This is a genomic window from Pseudoduganella sp. R-43, from assembly GCF_049913255.1.
GTDB lineage: Bacteria > Pseudomonadota > Gammaproteobacteria > Burkholderiales > Burkholderiaceae_D > Rugamonas.
Map to the genome: position 1 here is coordinate 3,879,773 of NZ_CP183988.1, position 15,231 is coordinate 3,895,003.

Sequence of the window (15,231 nt, forward strand, 5' to 3'; positions counted from 1 at the left end):
CATCTCCTAAAAAGTGGCCAGCAGATGCTTGCGCAGGCCGGCCCCGAGCCCGGCGCAAAAGACCAGCAGCAAGGTGCCGCCCAACAGCAGCAGGCTCAGTACCGCCTGCCGCCGCCCCAGCACCAGCACCACGGACGCCCCTTGCACGCTGTCGCGCGCCGTTGCCGCCGGCAAGCGTCCCGGCTCGGCAGCCAGGGCCACCAGGGCTGCCGCGGCAAGGTAGGACACCAGGCTGCGGGTGCCTTCGCACAGCACTTCAACTGCCACCAGGACGGGCAACAGGGCATCCAGCGGCAGCCCGAAGCGCGCCTGCAGCACGCCGGACCACAGCGCGGCCTTGGCGCCCGGCAGGCCGCTGGTGGCCAGCGTGAACCAACAGGACAACAGGGCCAATAGCACAAGGTCCTGCAAGGCCAGGGCATGGCCGTAGATATTGGCCGCGTAGACAGCCAGCACCGCATGGAACAGCGCTTCGCCGCTGCGCGCGAACACCGGAAATGCGGAAGCCAGCAATTCCACCGTGCCGCGCGGGAAGCCGAGCCGTACGCTGAGCGCTTCGATGAATTCCGGCAGCGCGGCCGTGCCTACCGGCGAGAACAGGCACACTGTCAGCGGCATGCGCAATGCCGTCAGCACCGGCGCCGGCGCCGACTTGAGCCGCCAGCACAGGGCCGCCAGCGCCAGGCCCGATGCCAGCAGCGCCGCCACGGCCCAGCTTCCAAGGAAGCCGCCCAGCAGGCTGATTTCCGTGCCGGCGGCGCCAACTGCGGCCGCCGCCAGCACGAAGGCGATCAGCGGCAGGCCGGTATTGACTAGTCCGATCACCCCTTCCAGGCCGCGGTAGACTGCCTCAAGGATGCTGCCAAGTTGCGCCGCCCTCTCCATTTTCTGTGCGGCGACCGCGGCGCCGAACAGGATCACGCCCACCAGCACCGAAGGCACGGCGCCCGCCGCCAGGGCGGCATACAGGTTGGCCGGCACCAGGTCGGGCGCCGCCGGCATGGCCGCCGGCGGCGCATCGCCGCGCAGGCTGATCGGCGCCCCGATCTCAGCGCGCGCTGTCAGGCGGCCCAGCGCCGCCGCCTTGTCCGGGGCCATGCCGGCGCCACCGGCCGCGGCGCTGGTCAGCAGGGCCCCCGCCAGCGCACAGGCGAGCATGCCGGCCAGCCCCGCCGCCAGCAGCCAGGCAAGGCGCCCCCAAGGCGCCCCGCCGGCGACGCTGCGCTGCAGGCCGAAATACACGGCCAAGACCAGGAACGGCAGCGTGGCAGCCTGCACCAGTGACAGGTAGAGTGCCGCCAGCGCCGCAAACAGCGGACTGGCGGCAGGCCAGGCCAGCCCGCACCACGCTCCCAGCAGCATGGCTGCCAGCAAGGCCGCTGGCTGGTGCAGGATGGCGTGCAGCGCTTTCATGGCATGTCCCTCACAGGCCGAGCGGCCGAGCGCAGATCAACGACACCGCAGCGCAGCCCACCAGCACGCTCACTGCGGTACGCGCCATCGCGCACAGCGGATCGACCGCAACAAAAAGCACGAAGGCTGCTTCGAACGGCAGCGAGAAGTACGCGCAGACCGTGCCCATCAGCGCTACCGTCGCCACTCCGCCCATGCCGGACGAAGCGAAGCCGGTCAGCGCCGCCACCGCTGCCAGCAGCACCAGTTCTCCCGGCCCCAGCGTACGCCCGTACAGGGCCGCGATGAACATGGTGCCGCTGACGAAATAGACGACCGGGCCGGCGCGCAGCAGGGCCGTGCACAGCGGCACCAGCAATTCCACGCGGGCCCGCGCAAAGCCCAGGCGGCCCGCCAGCGCCTCCACCATGGCCGGCATGCAGGCGGCGCTGTTGTTGGTTGCCACGCCAAGCGCAAACGGTTCGCGCATGGCCTTCAACACCGGTTTCAGCTCACCGCCTGCGCGCTGGCGAAGCAACAGCACGGCCAGGCAGATCACCAGGGCGCTGACGAACAGGAAGCCCAGCACATAGCCGGCCATTGCCGCCATCGCAACGACGCCGGTATGCGCCACCTGGCCGGCTGTCATGCATACCACGACCAGCGGCAGCGGCAGGTTGATCCAGCGCGTCAAGGTCTGGCAGGCTTCGTACACGGATTGCAGCGCCTGTTGCAGGCCGCCGGCGATGCGTTCCGGAACCTGTCCGACCGATACCCCGAACAACAACGCAAAAACCAGCACTTTCAGGGTTTCGCCTTCGGCCAGGGCCGCGAAGATATTCGAAGGCACCAGCCGCCGTACGATGTCCTGCGCCGTCGCCGCCGGCGGCGCGACATCCGCCTGGTGCAAGGCCATGGCGGTATTGGTCTGGTCGGCATCGCCGCCAACCAGCTGGCCCAGCTCCTGCCTTGTGGCGTTCGACAGGTTCTCGCCCGGGTGCAGCACCAGCGTGCCGGCAGTAGCCAGCACGGCGGCCGCCAGTGCCAGCAGCACGAACACCAGCACCACGCGCCGCGCAATCTTGCCGGTGCCGCCTTCGCGGTACAGGGTCTGCAGGCTCAGCACCACGGCCGACATCATGAACGGCAGCACCACCATGGTCAGCAGGTTGACGTAGACGCTGCCGACTACCGCCAGGCGCAGGCCGGCCGCCGGAGCGGCCCAGCCGATCGCCCCTCCCAGCAGCACGCAGGCCAGGACCACCAAAGGATTGATGGCCAGGGACCGCACGCGCCGCCAGGCAGCTGCGGGCAGCGGGCCGGCAAGCTGGGCCAGTGCGCTCATGGCTTGATCCTCCTGTCGCCGGGAGGGCGCCTGCCGGCGCGCGATGCAATCACCTCATTGACGAACGCCAGCAAGGTGCCGTCGCGCACGCCCACCATCACGCTCAGCGCCGTTTGCGCATCGGTGAATGTCACCGTGCGCAGGCTGAGCGCCAGGCGCGGGTCCTGCTCCAGCACCTCGCGCACTGCCAGCTCGTCGCGATAGGCGGCCAGCACTTCGCCGCGGCGCACCGCATCGACCAGCGCCTGCCAGGTGGGATACGGTTGCAAGCGGGCCGCCGGGAAGTCGCGCCGGGCGAACTCCACCCACGATGTGTTGGCCATCACGCCCAACGGTCCTTCGAAGTTGCGCATGGCTTCCTTCAACGGCTGCTTGCCGTATCTTTCGGCGAAGCGTACACGGTGGATCAGCATGGCGTGGCCCAGCACCAGGTAGGGCGTCGAAAACAGCACCATCTGGCTGCGCCGCAAGGTGCGCCCGAGGCGGCTGATGCCCAGGTCGGCCTGGCCGTTGCCGACCATTTCCACCACTGCATCGACGCTGCTGGAACTGCGGTCGAAGCGTAGCTTCACGCCCAGTTCCCCGGCAATCGCCTGCGCCAGCTCGATGTCGAACCCGCTCATCACGCCGTCCTTCTGCGCGTAGAACGGCGGGCTGTCGACCTGGTACATGGCGATCACCAGCTCGCCACGCTCGACAATGCGGGCGATATCGGGCGCCAGCAGGCGGCCATCGGCGGTGCGTACCAGCGGCGAGGCCGGCGGCAGCGCAGCACTGGCTGTTGCCGCCGCCGACGTTGCGGGCGCGGACATCAGGCCCATGGCCAGCAGCACCGGGGATGCCAGGCGGGCCAGGCGGGCGTTCATGGCGCCTCCTGCGCGACCGGGGCCGGCGGCGCGGCCACGGCCGGGGCGGCCGATTGCGGCGCCGCTGCCAGGACTTGCGGCGCATGTACGGCCGCCTCCGACATGCGCACGCCGAACTGGAAGCCCAGCGCAAACATCAGCACCAGCAAGGCCACCACGCCGCATGATCCCACTGCCAGCAGGCGGGGTGTCAGGCTCAATCGGTATTCCATCATCGCACCTGTCTGTCCGGATCCGGGTTCAGGGCACGGACACCGTGGCCTGACCCGGCACGCATACTTCGATCACCCCGCCGGCCATGCACATCAGCTTGGAGGCATTGTTCAGCGCCGGCAGCTTGCCCAGCAGGACTGTCGGCGAACCGGGCATCCAGGGAGCACTGGTCATCGGCACGCAAGGCATCGGCGTCAACACGCCCAGTGCCGCAGCAGTCGCCGCCGCCACTTGCGGATTGCCCAGCGAAGTGCACATGCCGAACGGCAGGATGTTCACCATCGGCTTGCAATCCATGACATTCGCATCGGGCATCGTCGATACGACCTGGCTGGCCGGCGGCACCATCAGAGTGCCGGGCGCCAGCCCGAACGAGCATTTGAGCATCGCTCCAGCGCATACTTGTTGTCCCATCAGTCGCCCCTCAGTAGTCGTTTGATGCGTTCCATCAGGGCCGGCGCCGCTTCGGCATTGCCCAGCCGTCCCCCCTGCGCATTGAAGCGCACCGGCGGCCCCACCGGAACGCCGTCGCGATACAGCACTTCCTCCATCAGCGCCCCGTTGGGCCAGTAGCGGCGCAGCGAACCATGCAGCAGGTTGGCGCGGTAGCTGCAGCGCTGCACCACTTGCCCTTCCGCGTCCAGGTCGACCGACTCGCCCTCCAGCAAGCCGCTGCGGTACACCGAGTTGCGCACCTGCCGGCCTTCGTGGAAGAAGGCAGCCGGCCCTTCGATCTGGCCCGACTCCAGCGACAGGCGCGCCGTAACCTGGCCTGCCTCGTCATAGGACAGCGCAGGCCCGCTGGCGACGCCTTCGGCCATGGTCTGCGCCATCACCCGCCGGCCGTGCACATAGGTCTCCACCAGGCCATGCGCCAGCCCGCGCTGGAAGGCACTGCGTTGCACCAGGGCGCCGTCGGCGTCGTACAGCGTCATCGGCCCATGCAGCTTGCCGTGCTCGAAATGGGCCTGCATCGCCAGCTGGCCGCCTGGCCAGAACTGCTCCAGCGGGCCATGCAGGACGCCGCTGGCCATGGCGCTGCGCAGCAGTATGTTGCCGTCGGCGTCGCGCTCTTCGACCACCGTCGGCACTGCGCTATTGCTGGCGGTTTGCAGTGGGGATTCCATTCAATTCACCTTCGCCATGGCGCCCTTGAGCGTCAACACCGCCCCCGCCTCCACCGTCTGGGTGGCATCGGCCTTGCTGTTGATGATGGGGGCCTTGTGGTCGATCTGCAGGCCGGCCTGCAACTGCAGCGCCTTGCCTGCCTTGCACCCCAGGTCGGTGCCTGCCTCGCATTGCAGCGCGGTACCGGCCTTGTTGCTCAACTCCGTGCCAGCCTTGGCCGACAGCGCTTTTGCCGCCTCGAGCGCCAGGCTGTCGTCCGACACCAGCTTGATGCCGCCTTTGACGGAAATGGTCAGGCTGCCGTCGATCGTCAGCTGGTAGTCGCCCTTGACCGTATGTGTGAACGCGGCCTCGTTGGCGTGGGTCTCGGCTCCCGTCACTGCCAGTTCGCGGCTGCCGGCCACCTGGTGCACTTCCTTGCCCTTTTTCAGGACGATGGTGCGGTCGCCCTCTTCCAGCGTGTGCAGTTCCACGCCCTTCTTTACCGTCGTGGCCAGGGCATTCTCGATCTCCACCGCCATATCCTTCTGCGCATGCATGTAGAGCTGCTCGGCGTCCTTCTTGTCTTCGAAGCGCAGTTCGTTGCCGGCCTTGCCCTGCTTCGACGACAAGGTGCGCAAGATCGACTGGGTCTGGTTTGCCGGCAGTGTTGCCGGCGGCACGTTGTTGCCGTTGTAGACGCTGCCCGTCACCAGCGGCCGGTCCGGGTCGCCGTTCACGTAGCTGATCACTACTTCATGCCCGATGCGGGGCAGGAAGAATGCGCCAACGCCCTTGCCCGCCGCGGCTTGCGCCACGCGGATCCATGGCGCCCGCTTGTCGTCGGCGGCCGCGCGGTCCCACGGGAAGCGCACTTTCACGCGCCCGTGCTTGTCGGTCCAGATCTCTTCCCCGGAAGGCCCCACCACCATGGCCGTTTCGCAGCCGGCCATGCGGGGAAGCGGCGCCCGGCGCGGAGGACGGAACGGCACGGCGCCGGGAAACGCTTCGAAAGCGTTGCTGTATACGTCGTCACGCACCGTATGCCGGACCCGGCGCAGCACGAAGTCGGCATTCAGCGCGGAGACGAAATGCCCGGCCAGCGTGAAGCGCGTTCCAGCACAGAAGGGATAGCAGAAGCTGTCTCCGTGCAGCACTTCCGACGCGCACTGGCTCTCCTCCACCTGCAACTGGGCCAGCGCCCGGCCGGCCTCCACCGTGCCATGGCCTGTGGCGAATTCATAACTCGCGCCGATGCCCGCCGTTGCCTGGAAACTGCCCTCGAGCGAGGTGTCAGGGGTGACGAAGTCATAATCGCTGACGGTCGCCTGCTGCAGCACGATCCGGTGCTCATGTGCGAAACGCGAGACGGCATCGACCGGTCGCAGCATACCCGTTTCGGGCCAGAAGCGAACCTTCGCAGCGCCGGCGCAGTCGGCAAACTGGCTCGATGCATCGGCCAGCACCATGGTGTGCCCGCTGGCGGCAAAGGTAAAGAAGTAGCAGATGCCTGCCTGTTCCATCAGCCGTGAAATGAAGTCGAAGGCGGTTTCGTCGTATTGCACGCAGTATTCGCGGCTGGCATAGCTCTTGCCGAGCCGGGACTCGAAGGCCACGCCGAATCCACCCAGTACATCCTTGATGATCGCGTCCACGCCCAGGTTGGAAAAGATCTTGCGGTCCCGCGAGAGGGTCAGCTTCCACAGTGCCGGCACCAGCTCCGCTTCGTAGAGCGCAAAATCCTTATCCTCGCCGCTTTGCACGAAACGCATCACCATCCCGCTGATGTAGCGTGTGCCGCCAGGGCCGCCGATACTGACCGTCATTTCCTTGCCGACGGCGGCGGCCGCGCGCAGGCTGGTGCTGGCGGAACGCATATGCAGGGTAAACCCGAACAGCTCGGACAAGCCTTCGCTACCAGCCAGGCTATCGAGCAGCAGGTCGTCGGCGCCGAAGGGCGAAGTCAGTTGCATCAGGCCGCCGGCCTGTTTGAAGCCGGTTTTCATGCCGCCCTCCCGATCGGACTGTCACGGAAACTATAGGAAAACTGCGTGCCCGCCACCGACATGTGCACGGCCGAGAATGCCGAAGCGGTGGCGATCCGTTCCAGCACCTGGCTGGCCAATTGCGGCAGCACGGTCTGGGTCAGGATGAAGTCGATATTGCGCGCGCCGCTGTCGACTTCCGTGCAGCGCGCCGCAATCGCGGTCGTCACCGCATCGTCCCAGCTGAAACGGGCGCGATGGTGGGCGGTAAAGCGTTCGGCCAGCCTGGCCAGCTTCATGTCGACGATCATGCCGATACCGGCGTCGTCCAGCGGATAGTACGGCACCAGCACGACGCGGCCAAGGAAGGCAGGGCTGAACTGGCGCAGCAGGGCTGGCCGCAGCAACTCCACCAGGGCGGCTGGATCCGGCACTGCACCGTTGTGGCAGGCACGGGTAATCACATCCTGCGCGGCATTCGAGGTGAGCAGGATCATGCAGTGCCTGAAATCGATCGCGACGCCCTCGCCGTCCTCCATAGTGCCCTTGTCGAAAACCTGGAAGAACAGCTCCAGCACATCCGGATGGGCCTTTTCCATCTCGTCCAGCAGGACCACGCTGTAGGGCCGGCGCCGCACGGCTTCGGTCAGCACGCCTCCCTTGCCGTAGCCCACATAGCCGGGTGGCGCTCCCTTCAGGCTGGAGATGGTGTGGGCCTCCTGGAATTCAGACATGTTGATCGTGATCATATTGCGCTCGCCGCCATACAGGATGTCGGCCAGTGCGCAGGCGGTTTCAGTCTTGCCCACCCCGCTCGGGCCTACCAGCATGAACACGCCGGCCGGCTTGCCCGGATCGTCAAGTTCGGCGCGCAGGGTACGCACCCGGCGGGCGATGGTGTCCAGCGCCTGGTCCTGCCCGACGATGCGCTCGCACAGGCGCTCGTTCAGCTCCAGTACCGCATGCACCTCGTCGGCCAGCATTTTCCCGACCGGGACGCCGGTCCAGCCGGCGATCACTCCCGCCACCATGGCCGAATCGACGCACACGGGCACCAGCGGTTCATCGTCGCGTATCGCTTCCAGGCCTTTCTGCAGGCGCTGCAACCGGGCGGCCTGGGCCTGCTGTTCTTCGTCACCGGCGTTGCCGGCATCGGCGCGAGCCGCGATCTCGCGCCGCAACGCCAGGATTTCCTCCACGGCGCGGCGCTCCTCCGCCACCTTGGCCACCAGGCTTGCGCGACGGGCAGCCAGGCGTTCCAGGGCGCCCGCCAGCTGCGCCGCTTCGGCGGCATCACCCTCGCCGCGCCCAAGCTGATGGCGCGCCAGGCGCAGCCCCTCCTGCGCCAGCACCATCTCGTGCTCAAGCGCCTCCAGCGCGGGCGGCGTCCCGGCCTGCGCAATGGCGACACGGGCGCAGGCCGTGTCCAGCACGCTGATCGCCTTGTCCGGCAGTTGGCGCCCTGCGATATAGCGCTGCGACAGGCGCACCGCATCGCGCACAGCCTCGTCCAGGATCTCCACCTGGTGGTGCCGCTGCAACGTTCCTACCATGCCGCGCAACATGCCGATTGCCGCCTCCGGCGCCGGTTCATCCACCTTCACTACCTGGAAGCGCCGCGCCAGCGCAGGGTCGCGCTCGACGTGTTTCTTGTATTCGGCCCAGGTAGTTGCCGCAATCGTGCGCAACTCCCCTCGCGCCAGGGCCGGCTTGAGCAGGTTGGCGGCATCGCCCTGCCCTTCGCTGCCGCCGGCGCCGATCAGCTGGTGCGCCTCGTCGATGAACAGGATCACCGGAACGGCAGCGGCACGCACCTCGGCAATCACCGATTTCAAGCGCTGCTCGAATTCGCCGCGCACCCCGGCGCCGGCCTGCAACAGCGCCAGGTCCAGCGCGCACACGCGCACGTCCGCCAGCGCGGCCGGCACGTTGCCGTCGGCGACGCGCTGGGCAAAACCTTCCACCACGGCCGTCTTGCCGACGCCGGCCTCGCCGATGAGGATGGGATTATTCTGGCGCCGGCGCAGCAGTACATCGATAATCTGGCGGATTTCCTCGTTACGGCCGCGCACCGGGTCGATGCGCCCGGCGCGCGCCAACGCCGTCATGTCGACCGTGTACTGCTCCAGGGCCGGCGTCGAGCCGCCCGCCTGCGCTCCTCCGCGCCGCACTTCGGCGCCGGCGCTGCCGCCCAGCAGCGAAGCCAGCTCGTTTTTCAGCCGCTCACGCGGGATCTCGAGCAGGGCCGGAGCGGTCTCGATCAGCATGCCGCGCATGCTGTCCAGATCCAGCATGGCAAGCAGCACAGCACCGGAGCGGATTTGCTGCGCCCCCAGCAGCATTGAACCGGTCAGCCAGGCTTCGCGGAACAGGGCAGCGAAATGGGGCGACAATGCTGGCGTGCGACCGTTGCCGCGCTTGAAGCCATCCAGGCAATCCTGCACCTGTCGCCGCACTGCATCGGCGTTCACGCCATAGTGATTCAGCAGCAGCATCAGGTCGGAGGCGGCGCCATCGATCAGCGCTATCAGGAAGTGCTCCACCTCGACGTTGAAATGGGTTTGCTGGACACACAGTTCAGCGCCCGCGTCCATGGCCCGCCGGCATTCGCGGTCAAGGCGCGACAACAGGCTGCGGATATCGACTTCCATGCCTTAGCTCCCTTGTCCCGGCAGCACGAAGCGCACCGCCCGGTATTCGCATCCCGGCCCAGACGGCGCCGCGCGGCCGCACAGCCATGCGCTGCGTCCCAGGCGTGGCGCAAGTCCGCCCCCGTGCTGCGCGCCCAAGCGGGACTCCGGCCTGCCCGCCAGCTTCAGTTCCAGCGTCACCTTGACATCGCGCTGCAGGTGACGCGCTACGAGCCAGCCCAGCAAACCGCATTGCCGGCCGTCCGGCAGCAGCGCCGCGAAACGGTCAGGCGCCAGGGATGGCGCGCGAAGCGCAATGCCCGCAGCCTGGTCCCAGGCACGCGCGCCCAGGCTGGCGCCGCCGCCAAGCCGTTGCGCCGCCTGGCCGCCGCCAAGTCCCCTCAGGCGCGCCCGGTCGCAGTCAGCCAGCGGATGCCAGTGGCCGACGAACTGCCTTCCCTCGAATGCGACGCCAAGGCGATCGCGCAAAAGCGTCAGCAAAGTCGCCAGCGAGCGAGGCGCTGCTCCTTGCAATCCCGCGTGGCGCAACCAGGCCAGTTCACCGCCTGGCCCAAGGGCGCCCTCCGCCAGGCCAAGTCCCGACAGGGCGTCCAGGCTGCGCGGAAGCGGCGCCCGCGCAGCGGTCCCTTGCAATGCCAGGTGGTGCTTGCAACGGGCGCGATACCAGAACCCGATCAGGCGCTGGTTGAAGATGTCGAGGAAATCCAGCCCTGCGCCATCGCGCGCCCTGCGGCGTGCCAGCAGCAACTCGGTGAACGGCGCCGCCAGCGGGCCTTGCGCGCCGGCCAGCGTCAGCGCCGCAGTGCGCAAGGTCAGCGGTGGTCCAGGGCGCGCGCTCTCGCCCAGGCTGGCGATATCGCTCGGTGCAAACGCCATGTCCACCTGCGCTGCCAGCCGCAGCGCCTCGTTGGCGCCGACGCCACATCCCACCGGGCTGCGCGCCGGCTCGCTGCGCTCCACCAGGCTGATGGCCTGGAACAGGTTGAAATCCTGCGGTGCAGCCCGCAGTTGTGCGATCAGGTCAGGCATTGCCGCCCCGCCATTGCAGGCCACTGCTTCCAGGTTTCCCCGGCACGCCGTACCGACAGGCGCACGAAGGAATTGGCTGTGGTGTACAGCGCAAAGAATCTCGCCAGGACGCCCGCCAGCACCAACGGCGAGGTTCCGTCAAAGGCGGCGGCATCGAATTCCAGCGTGACGTCGGTGCCGCGGCAATGGCCACGCCACGAATCGCCGCCCAGGCGAGCCGTTCCCGGCTGGGCATGCAGCCGCTTGATGCCCCGCACCTGGAGCTGGTCGCGCGCGCTGCTCCCGGCAAACAGCGACAGCATGTCGCGCAGCGTCGCCGCACCGTTCGTGCCATCGGCCAATGAACGGTGGTTCAGCCGCAGCAGCGCAACCAGGGCCCAAAGCGCATCGTTGCCCAGGGCCGGCTGGCGCGGTGCACTCGGCTGGTAGACCGCGCGCACCGTAGTCGACTTGGCCACGCCATCGCCCCAGAAGCGCGTGCCTGGCAAGACCTGCTCAGCCAACAACCGGTTGGTGCACAGCAGGCTGGCGTAGACCACATGCTCGGCCAGCGCCGCCCGCACATCGCTGCGGTCGACAAATCCGAGGTAGACGTCGCTGCCGCTGATCCCTTTGCGCAGGCTAGCCTCTCGCCGCATCGTCCAGCGCACTTTCGCCCCGCTGGAACCACCTTCCGTCACTGCGAACGCGCTCGGAATCTCCACGCCACGTTCGCCACGCGGGTCCGCCGCACTGACTGAGACGATCGAATGCACTTCCAGCACCGCATCGCGGCGGCGGTCCGGAATCAACAGGTATTCATAATGGCGCCGGTCCAGCACGATCGGCTCGCTGGTGACCGGGAAAAGGTTCAAGGCCGGAAGACAGCCCAGCAGCACATTTTCCGGTCGTAGCTGCGACAAGACCGCCGAACTGTGGGTGAACACCAGGCGTATTGAAAAGCCGGCGCCGCGCCCCAAGCGGCCGCGCAGTCCGGACAAGTCAAAGAACTGGAATTTGCGCGGAAACGCGAAATACTCCTGTAGCAGGCAGTATGCGGGGTGGACGTGCCCCGGCCGCGCCAGCATTGCCTGATCCTCTGCGAAGCCCACGTCCACCAGGTGGTGCGCAGACATGCGATAGACGCCAGCACTGCCTACTACCTCTATATATTCCAGTGCGCTGATCAACAGCTCGTGCAAGGGCATCGTGGTCAGCAAATCGCCCGACAAATGGAGGCGCAGCGTATCGAGCTCCAGTTCCGCCACATCGATACCACCATCGCACCGCAGGTCGAGGCGCAAGATCCTTGGATCTTCCTGCACGACGGCGCCGACCCTCAGTGGCCACAAAGTCGTGTCCCATCCCACCTGGAAACGGCATTGTTCGCCCGTCGCGGCTGTGGTGGACAGCATGGTGCCGCGCTTCACCGGCATCCCGGCCGTGACCTTGCCCTCACTTGGGTCGAGCGTCATCTGCATGACAGTCATGGCGGGCACGGGCTGCGTCAGGCTTGGGCACAGGTTGTCGAGCATCGCAGCGGCCACGGTCGGAAAATCGCGCTCGAGTTCACGGTGCACGCGGGCATTCAGGAATGCCACCGACTGGATCAGGTGCTCGGTATGCGGATCGGCCGCCTCGTCTCCCGTCAACACCAGCCGATGCGCGACCTTCGGGTAGCGCGCCGCAAAGTCGGCAGACTGCGTGCGCAGGTAGGCCAGTTCGCGGCGGTAGTATTCGAGCAGTTCATCCTGAGCACGGATCACAGGTTTCTCCCTCGGGTTCACGCCGCCGGCTCCAGGGCTGCCACATGGCCGTCCAGCACACAATTGAAATGCATCCGTCGCTGCTGTCGCCCCAGTGTCACCGCGCCGCTAATCCTGATGCGCGCCGAAATGGGCTTGCCTGGCTCTGGCTCCACCTTTACCCCCACGTGCATCAGGCGCGGCTCATATAACGCGAGAGCGCGCGTCACCACCTGTTCCCATTGGGCGAGGTCGGCGGCAGACTGGGGCGACAGACGCAGGGTATCCGGCAGGCCGTAATGTAGAGAATTTGGCTTATCGCCCAGGAATTGTTCTATCGTCAGGCCGTTTCGCGAATTGAAAAGCCTGGATAAGTCGGTCAACACCGACTGCTGCACACCGTCGGCATCCAGCAAGCGGCTACCTCCTGCGGCATCAGCTATCCCCGTGAGGCGGTCGAACAACGGTGATACGGAATTCGATGACATGAACTTCATGTGAGCACCATTTCAAGGCTAGTCGACAAAAGGGCTTGAATTGATATTAGGGTTTCCCGCCAGCGTTACACAAGTATCAGCCGCGTAACAACTGAGCGCAATTCAAAGGGGGCCAGAGCCCCCTTTTTGAAAAATGCCGGATCAGACAGGCAGTCCGATCCTATCCACACTCGTTCATTGCCCTGGATTGCGTGGCGCCATCCAATTCACCACTCCCGGTGCCTGAGTGGTCACCATCCTGATAGCAGTTACCGCCCTGGGAACCTGCCCAGCAACCGCTATCATTCCGCCCATCCCGGAAGTGACGACGCCCACGGCATGTACCGCTCCCTCGCGAGAGTTGCCGTTGCTAAATGCCTGAACACTCTTATAGCCGTGATATCCGGCCATACCTATCGGTATCAAGAATGGAAACATAACTGAAAATCTCCTGTAATAGTTGCCAGACCTAAATTAGTTCAAACGTATTTACCCCGCTTTCCCATTAAGCACTCATATCTTCTTCCTTTCTAGCAGACTCGAATCGCCCCGAGGCGCAAGACGATTGCAATACAGCCGGCGCGCTAGCAAAACGAAAAGGCGCCGCAATCTCCCTGCACAGTGTTTGTAACTGCCACTCGGCGACTTCTTCACGCGTTACACCTGGGACCAGGGATTTGTGCATAAAAAGCAGCCGCTGATCTTCTTCGATGCAGACTTCCATTGCAGTGAAACCCAAACTATCCAACGCGCGACGAGACCTATAATTGCCTTCTTGTACCGAGGTGTACACGGAATGGACTCCCGCTTCCTTTGCCATTTCGAAGAGCAAACGAGCGGCATTGCTAGCGTATCCGCACCCCTGGAAATCACAACCGGCCCAGAAGTAGAAATAGGCATTGCGCCCGCTACGGCGGAGAAAGACCATACCTACCAAGCCCCAGCGCCGGTGAATGATTGCCTGTGCTGCAAGTCCTCCCGTAAGCCGCTGCGAGCGAATCCATTGCCTGACCTGGGCCAGCGTCTGCAGTTCCGGCAGCCCGGCCATGGCCGCAATGCCTCGGTCCCGATATTGACGCAAGAGTGCCGGTGCATGGTCCATGTGCAGTGCTTCCAATACAAGAACCCCGGATGGATCGCGGCGTCCGGGATCAACTGGCAGTCGGCCCACGTCCGCCAAGCGCCGCTTGATCGCTTCCAGTTCGCTTAGTGTATTTGTATCGGATGGGGCAAGGGCGACCGCCTGGAGTAATAGATCGTGGGCGCGATTCAAATTTCCACTTGCGCTTTCACAGCGCGCAAGGAAAACCAGATCTACTGGATTGTCGCCGTGAAGTTGAAGACCAGACTCGATGCATTGCTTTGCCAACCCCCAGTCGCCAACCGATGCGGAATATTCGGCCACGCACCGATAAAAGCGGTCGAAAGCACTTTGAGTGCGATAGTTGTTCCATGTCTGCTCGAGAACAGCACGCCACTGTTGCGCTACACCAGAATGGAGAGCGCTGAAATCTATGTGGCGGGGGCAAACCTGCAGCAGCGCAGGAAAGTAAGACGTGGACGCCAACATGGCAGGAATAAGTTTCGCCGCCGCTGGCGCCGTCAGATAGGATGCCGCTTCCATTATGGCCAAGCTTCGGTAGGCTTGCCCTTGTTCGAGAATCTTGCCAATCACCTCGACAGCCGCGAGTGGTACCACGCTCCCCGCGACAAGATAGGTCGCCAGTTCTGCGTCGCCGGGCTGGCAGCACCATGTACGTGCCCCATGCCATGTCCGGTCGAGAAGGAGGGCGTGCAGGTTCAGGTACTCCCTGCCGATCACCTGCTCCCGTAACGCCGGTTCGTTGACAATCCCGAGGTCCGCGCCTAAGAAAAGATAACGCTCCCCACTCTGGCTAGCCAGTGCTGAAACACATTCAATCGCCGCCAGCGGCAACACTACGGGCGATCTGCCGCAGCAGATGGCGTAGTACGCAAGCAGCGCATCCGCATGCCCGCTACTGGGCGGTTCCTGCATTTCCGCAATGTAGACATTGCCGCGGTCAAGCGCATAGTGCGCTGAAGCAAGCGATCCCATGCACTTCCAGCCAACGCAAACCAGGGGATTGCCCCCGACATCAAGTCCTTTGACTCCGTCTGCAGGGCAATGTTTATAGGATATGGCCATTCCGGCGCGAGATGAACGCTCCAGGCGTTCTGCCAACAGGCGGGGCAACGCCCACGCAATGAGCCCACTGGGCGCCCCCAGGTCGAGGATTATTAATGGCTGAGAGGCGTCGATCGCGCCCAGCGCCCACATTGCCTCCCAAAACAGCACGGCCGCATCTGCCCAGGCATGTTGAAGGACTGGCGGAGGTTCGTCCCTGGCCCTTTCAAACGCTTCAGAGCATTGCGATTCCTCGAAGGTATCGATCAGTTGGCGGTTCAGGGACATACTTGCCTC

At 65.5% G+C, this 15,231-nt stretch carries 12 protein-coding genes; all 12 read right to left on the minus strand.

Going from position 1 to position 15,231, the window contains the following annotated elements; genetic code table 11:
- Nucleotides 1–6: 6 nt before the first annotated feature.
- The 12 genes from ACN9M3_RS17610 to ACN9M3_RS17665 all read right to left on the minus strand — a co-directional run bounded on the left by ACN9M3_RS17610 (nucleotide 7) and on the right by ACN9M3_RS17665 (nucleotide 15,222).
- Nucleotides 7–1,413 carry a cation:dicarboxylate symporter family transporter gene (locus ACN9M3_RS17610; protein ID WP_426318137.1) on the minus strand — a complete coding sequence of 469 codons (1,407 nt, stop codon included), beginning with the start codon at nucleotides 1,411–1,413 and terminating at the stop codon, nucleotides 7–9.
- Between the two features lie 10 nt (nucleotides 1,414–1,423).
- Nucleotides 1,424–2,737 (minus strand): dicarboxylate/amino acid:cation symporter, encoded by a 1,314-nt coding sequence (locus ACN9M3_RS17615; RefSeq protein ID WP_426318138.1) that lies wholly within the window; start codon nucleotides 2,735–2,737, stop codon nucleotides 1,424–1,426.
- Entirely contained in the window at nucleotides 2,734–3,603 is an 870-nt protein-coding gene (locus tag ACN9M3_RS17620; RefSeq protein WP_426318139.1) for a substrate-binding periplasmic protein, read from the minus strand. The genes ACN9M3_RS17615 and ACN9M3_RS17620 overlap by 4 nt, the downstream gene beginning before the upstream one ends.
- Entirely contained in the window at nucleotides 3,600–3,803 is a 204-nt protein-coding gene (locus ACN9M3_RS17625; RefSeq protein WP_426161777.1) for a hypothetical protein, read from the minus strand. Before ACN9M3_RS17625 ends, ACN9M3_RS17620 begins: the two co-directional genes overlap by 4 nt.
- Nucleotides 3,804–3,843: 40 nt before the next feature.
- Nucleotides 3,844–4,230, minus strand: a complete 387-nt coding sequence (locus tag ACN9M3_RS17630) for a DUF4280 domain-containing protein (RefSeq protein ID WP_426161778.1) — start codon at nucleotides 4,228–4,230, stop codon at nucleotides 3,844–3,846.
- Entirely contained in the window at nucleotides 4,230–4,943 is a 714-nt protein-coding gene (locus tag ACN9M3_RS17635) for a toxin-antitoxin system YwqK family antitoxin (RefSeq protein WP_426161779.1), read from the minus strand. Before ACN9M3_RS17635 ends, ACN9M3_RS17630 begins: the two co-directional genes overlap by 1 nt.
- Entirely contained in the window at nucleotides 4,944–6,929 is a 1,986-nt protein-coding gene (locus tag ACN9M3_RS17640; RefSeq protein WP_426318140.1) for a type VI secretion system Vgr family protein, read from the minus strand. It abuts the gene before it with no gap.
- Entirely contained in the window at nucleotides 6,926–9,559 is a 2,634-nt protein-coding gene (tssH, locus tag ACN9M3_RS17645; protein WP_426318141.1) for a type VI secretion system ATPase TssH, read from the minus strand. Before tssH ends, ACN9M3_RS17640 begins: the two co-directional genes overlap by 4 nt.
- Nucleotides 9,560–9,562: 3 nt before the next feature.
- Nucleotides 9,563–10,588 carry a type VI secretion system baseplate subunit TssG gene (gene tssG, locus ACN9M3_RS17650; protein WP_426318142.1) on the minus strand — a complete coding sequence of 342 codons (1,026 nt, stop codon included), beginning with the start codon at nucleotides 10,586–10,588 and terminating at the stop codon, nucleotides 9,563–9,565.
- Entirely contained in the window at nucleotides 10,576–12,330 is a 1,755-nt protein-coding gene (gene tssF, locus ACN9M3_RS17655) for a type VI secretion system baseplate subunit TssF (RefSeq protein WP_426323779.1), read from the minus strand. Before tssF ends, tssG begins: the two co-directional genes overlap by 13 nt.
- Nucleotides 12,331–12,350: 20 nt before the next feature.
- Nucleotides 12,351–12,809, minus strand: coding sequence for a type VI secretion system baseplate subunit TssE (gene tssE / locus ACN9M3_RS17660; RefSeq protein WP_426318143.1), 459 nt, complete (start codon nucleotides 12,807–12,809; stop codon nucleotides 12,351–12,353).
- 484 nt (nucleotides 12,810–13,293) lie between these two features.
- A complete protein-coding gene (locus tag ACN9M3_RS17665) occupies nucleotides 13,294–15,222 on the minus strand; it encodes a GNAT family N-acetyltransferase (protein ID WP_426318144.1) in 1,929 nt (642 codons plus the stop codon).
- Between the last annotated feature and the right edge of the window lie 9 nt (nucleotides 15,223–15,231).

Coding starts and splice junctions, on each gene's coding strand:
- ACN9M3_RS17610 (WP_426318137.1), bottom strand. CDS start 1,413: ATGAAAGCGCTGCACGCCATCCTGCACCAGCCAGCGGCCTTGCTGGCA.
- ACN9M3_RS17615 (WP_426318138.1), bottom strand. CDS start 2,737: ATGAGCGCACTGGCCCAGCTTGCCGGCCCGCTGCCCGCAGCTGCCTGG.
- ACN9M3_RS17620 (WP_426318139.1), bottom strand. CDS start 3,603: ATGAACGCCCGCCTGGCCCGCCTGGCATCCCCGGTGCTGCTGGCCATG.
- ACN9M3_RS17630 (WP_426161778.1), bottom strand. CDS start 4,230: ATGGGACAACAAGTATGCGCTGGAGCGATGCTCAAATGCTCGTTCGGG.
- ACN9M3_RS17635 (WP_426161779.1), bottom strand. CDS start 4,943: ATGGAATCCCCACTGCAAACCGCCAGCAATAGCGCAGTGCCGACGGTG.
- ACN9M3_RS17640 (WP_426318140.1), bottom strand. CDS start 6,929: ATGAAAACCGGCTTCAAACAGGCCGGCGGCCTGATGCAACTGACTTCG.
- tssH (WP_426318141.1), bottom strand. CDS start 9,559: ATGGAAGTCGATATCCGCAGCCTGTTGTCGCGCCTTGACCGCGAATGC.
- tssG (WP_426318142.1), bottom strand. CDS start 10,588: ATGCCTGACCTGATCGCACAACTGCGGGCTGCACCGCAGGATTTCAAC.
- tssE (WP_426318143.1), bottom strand. CDS start 12,809: ATGAAGTTCATGTCATCGAATTCCGTATCACCGTTGTTCGACCGCCTC.
- ACN9M3_RS17665 (WP_426318144.1), bottom strand. CDS start 15,222: ATGTCCCTGAACCGCCAACTGATCGATACCTTCGAGGAATCGCAATGC.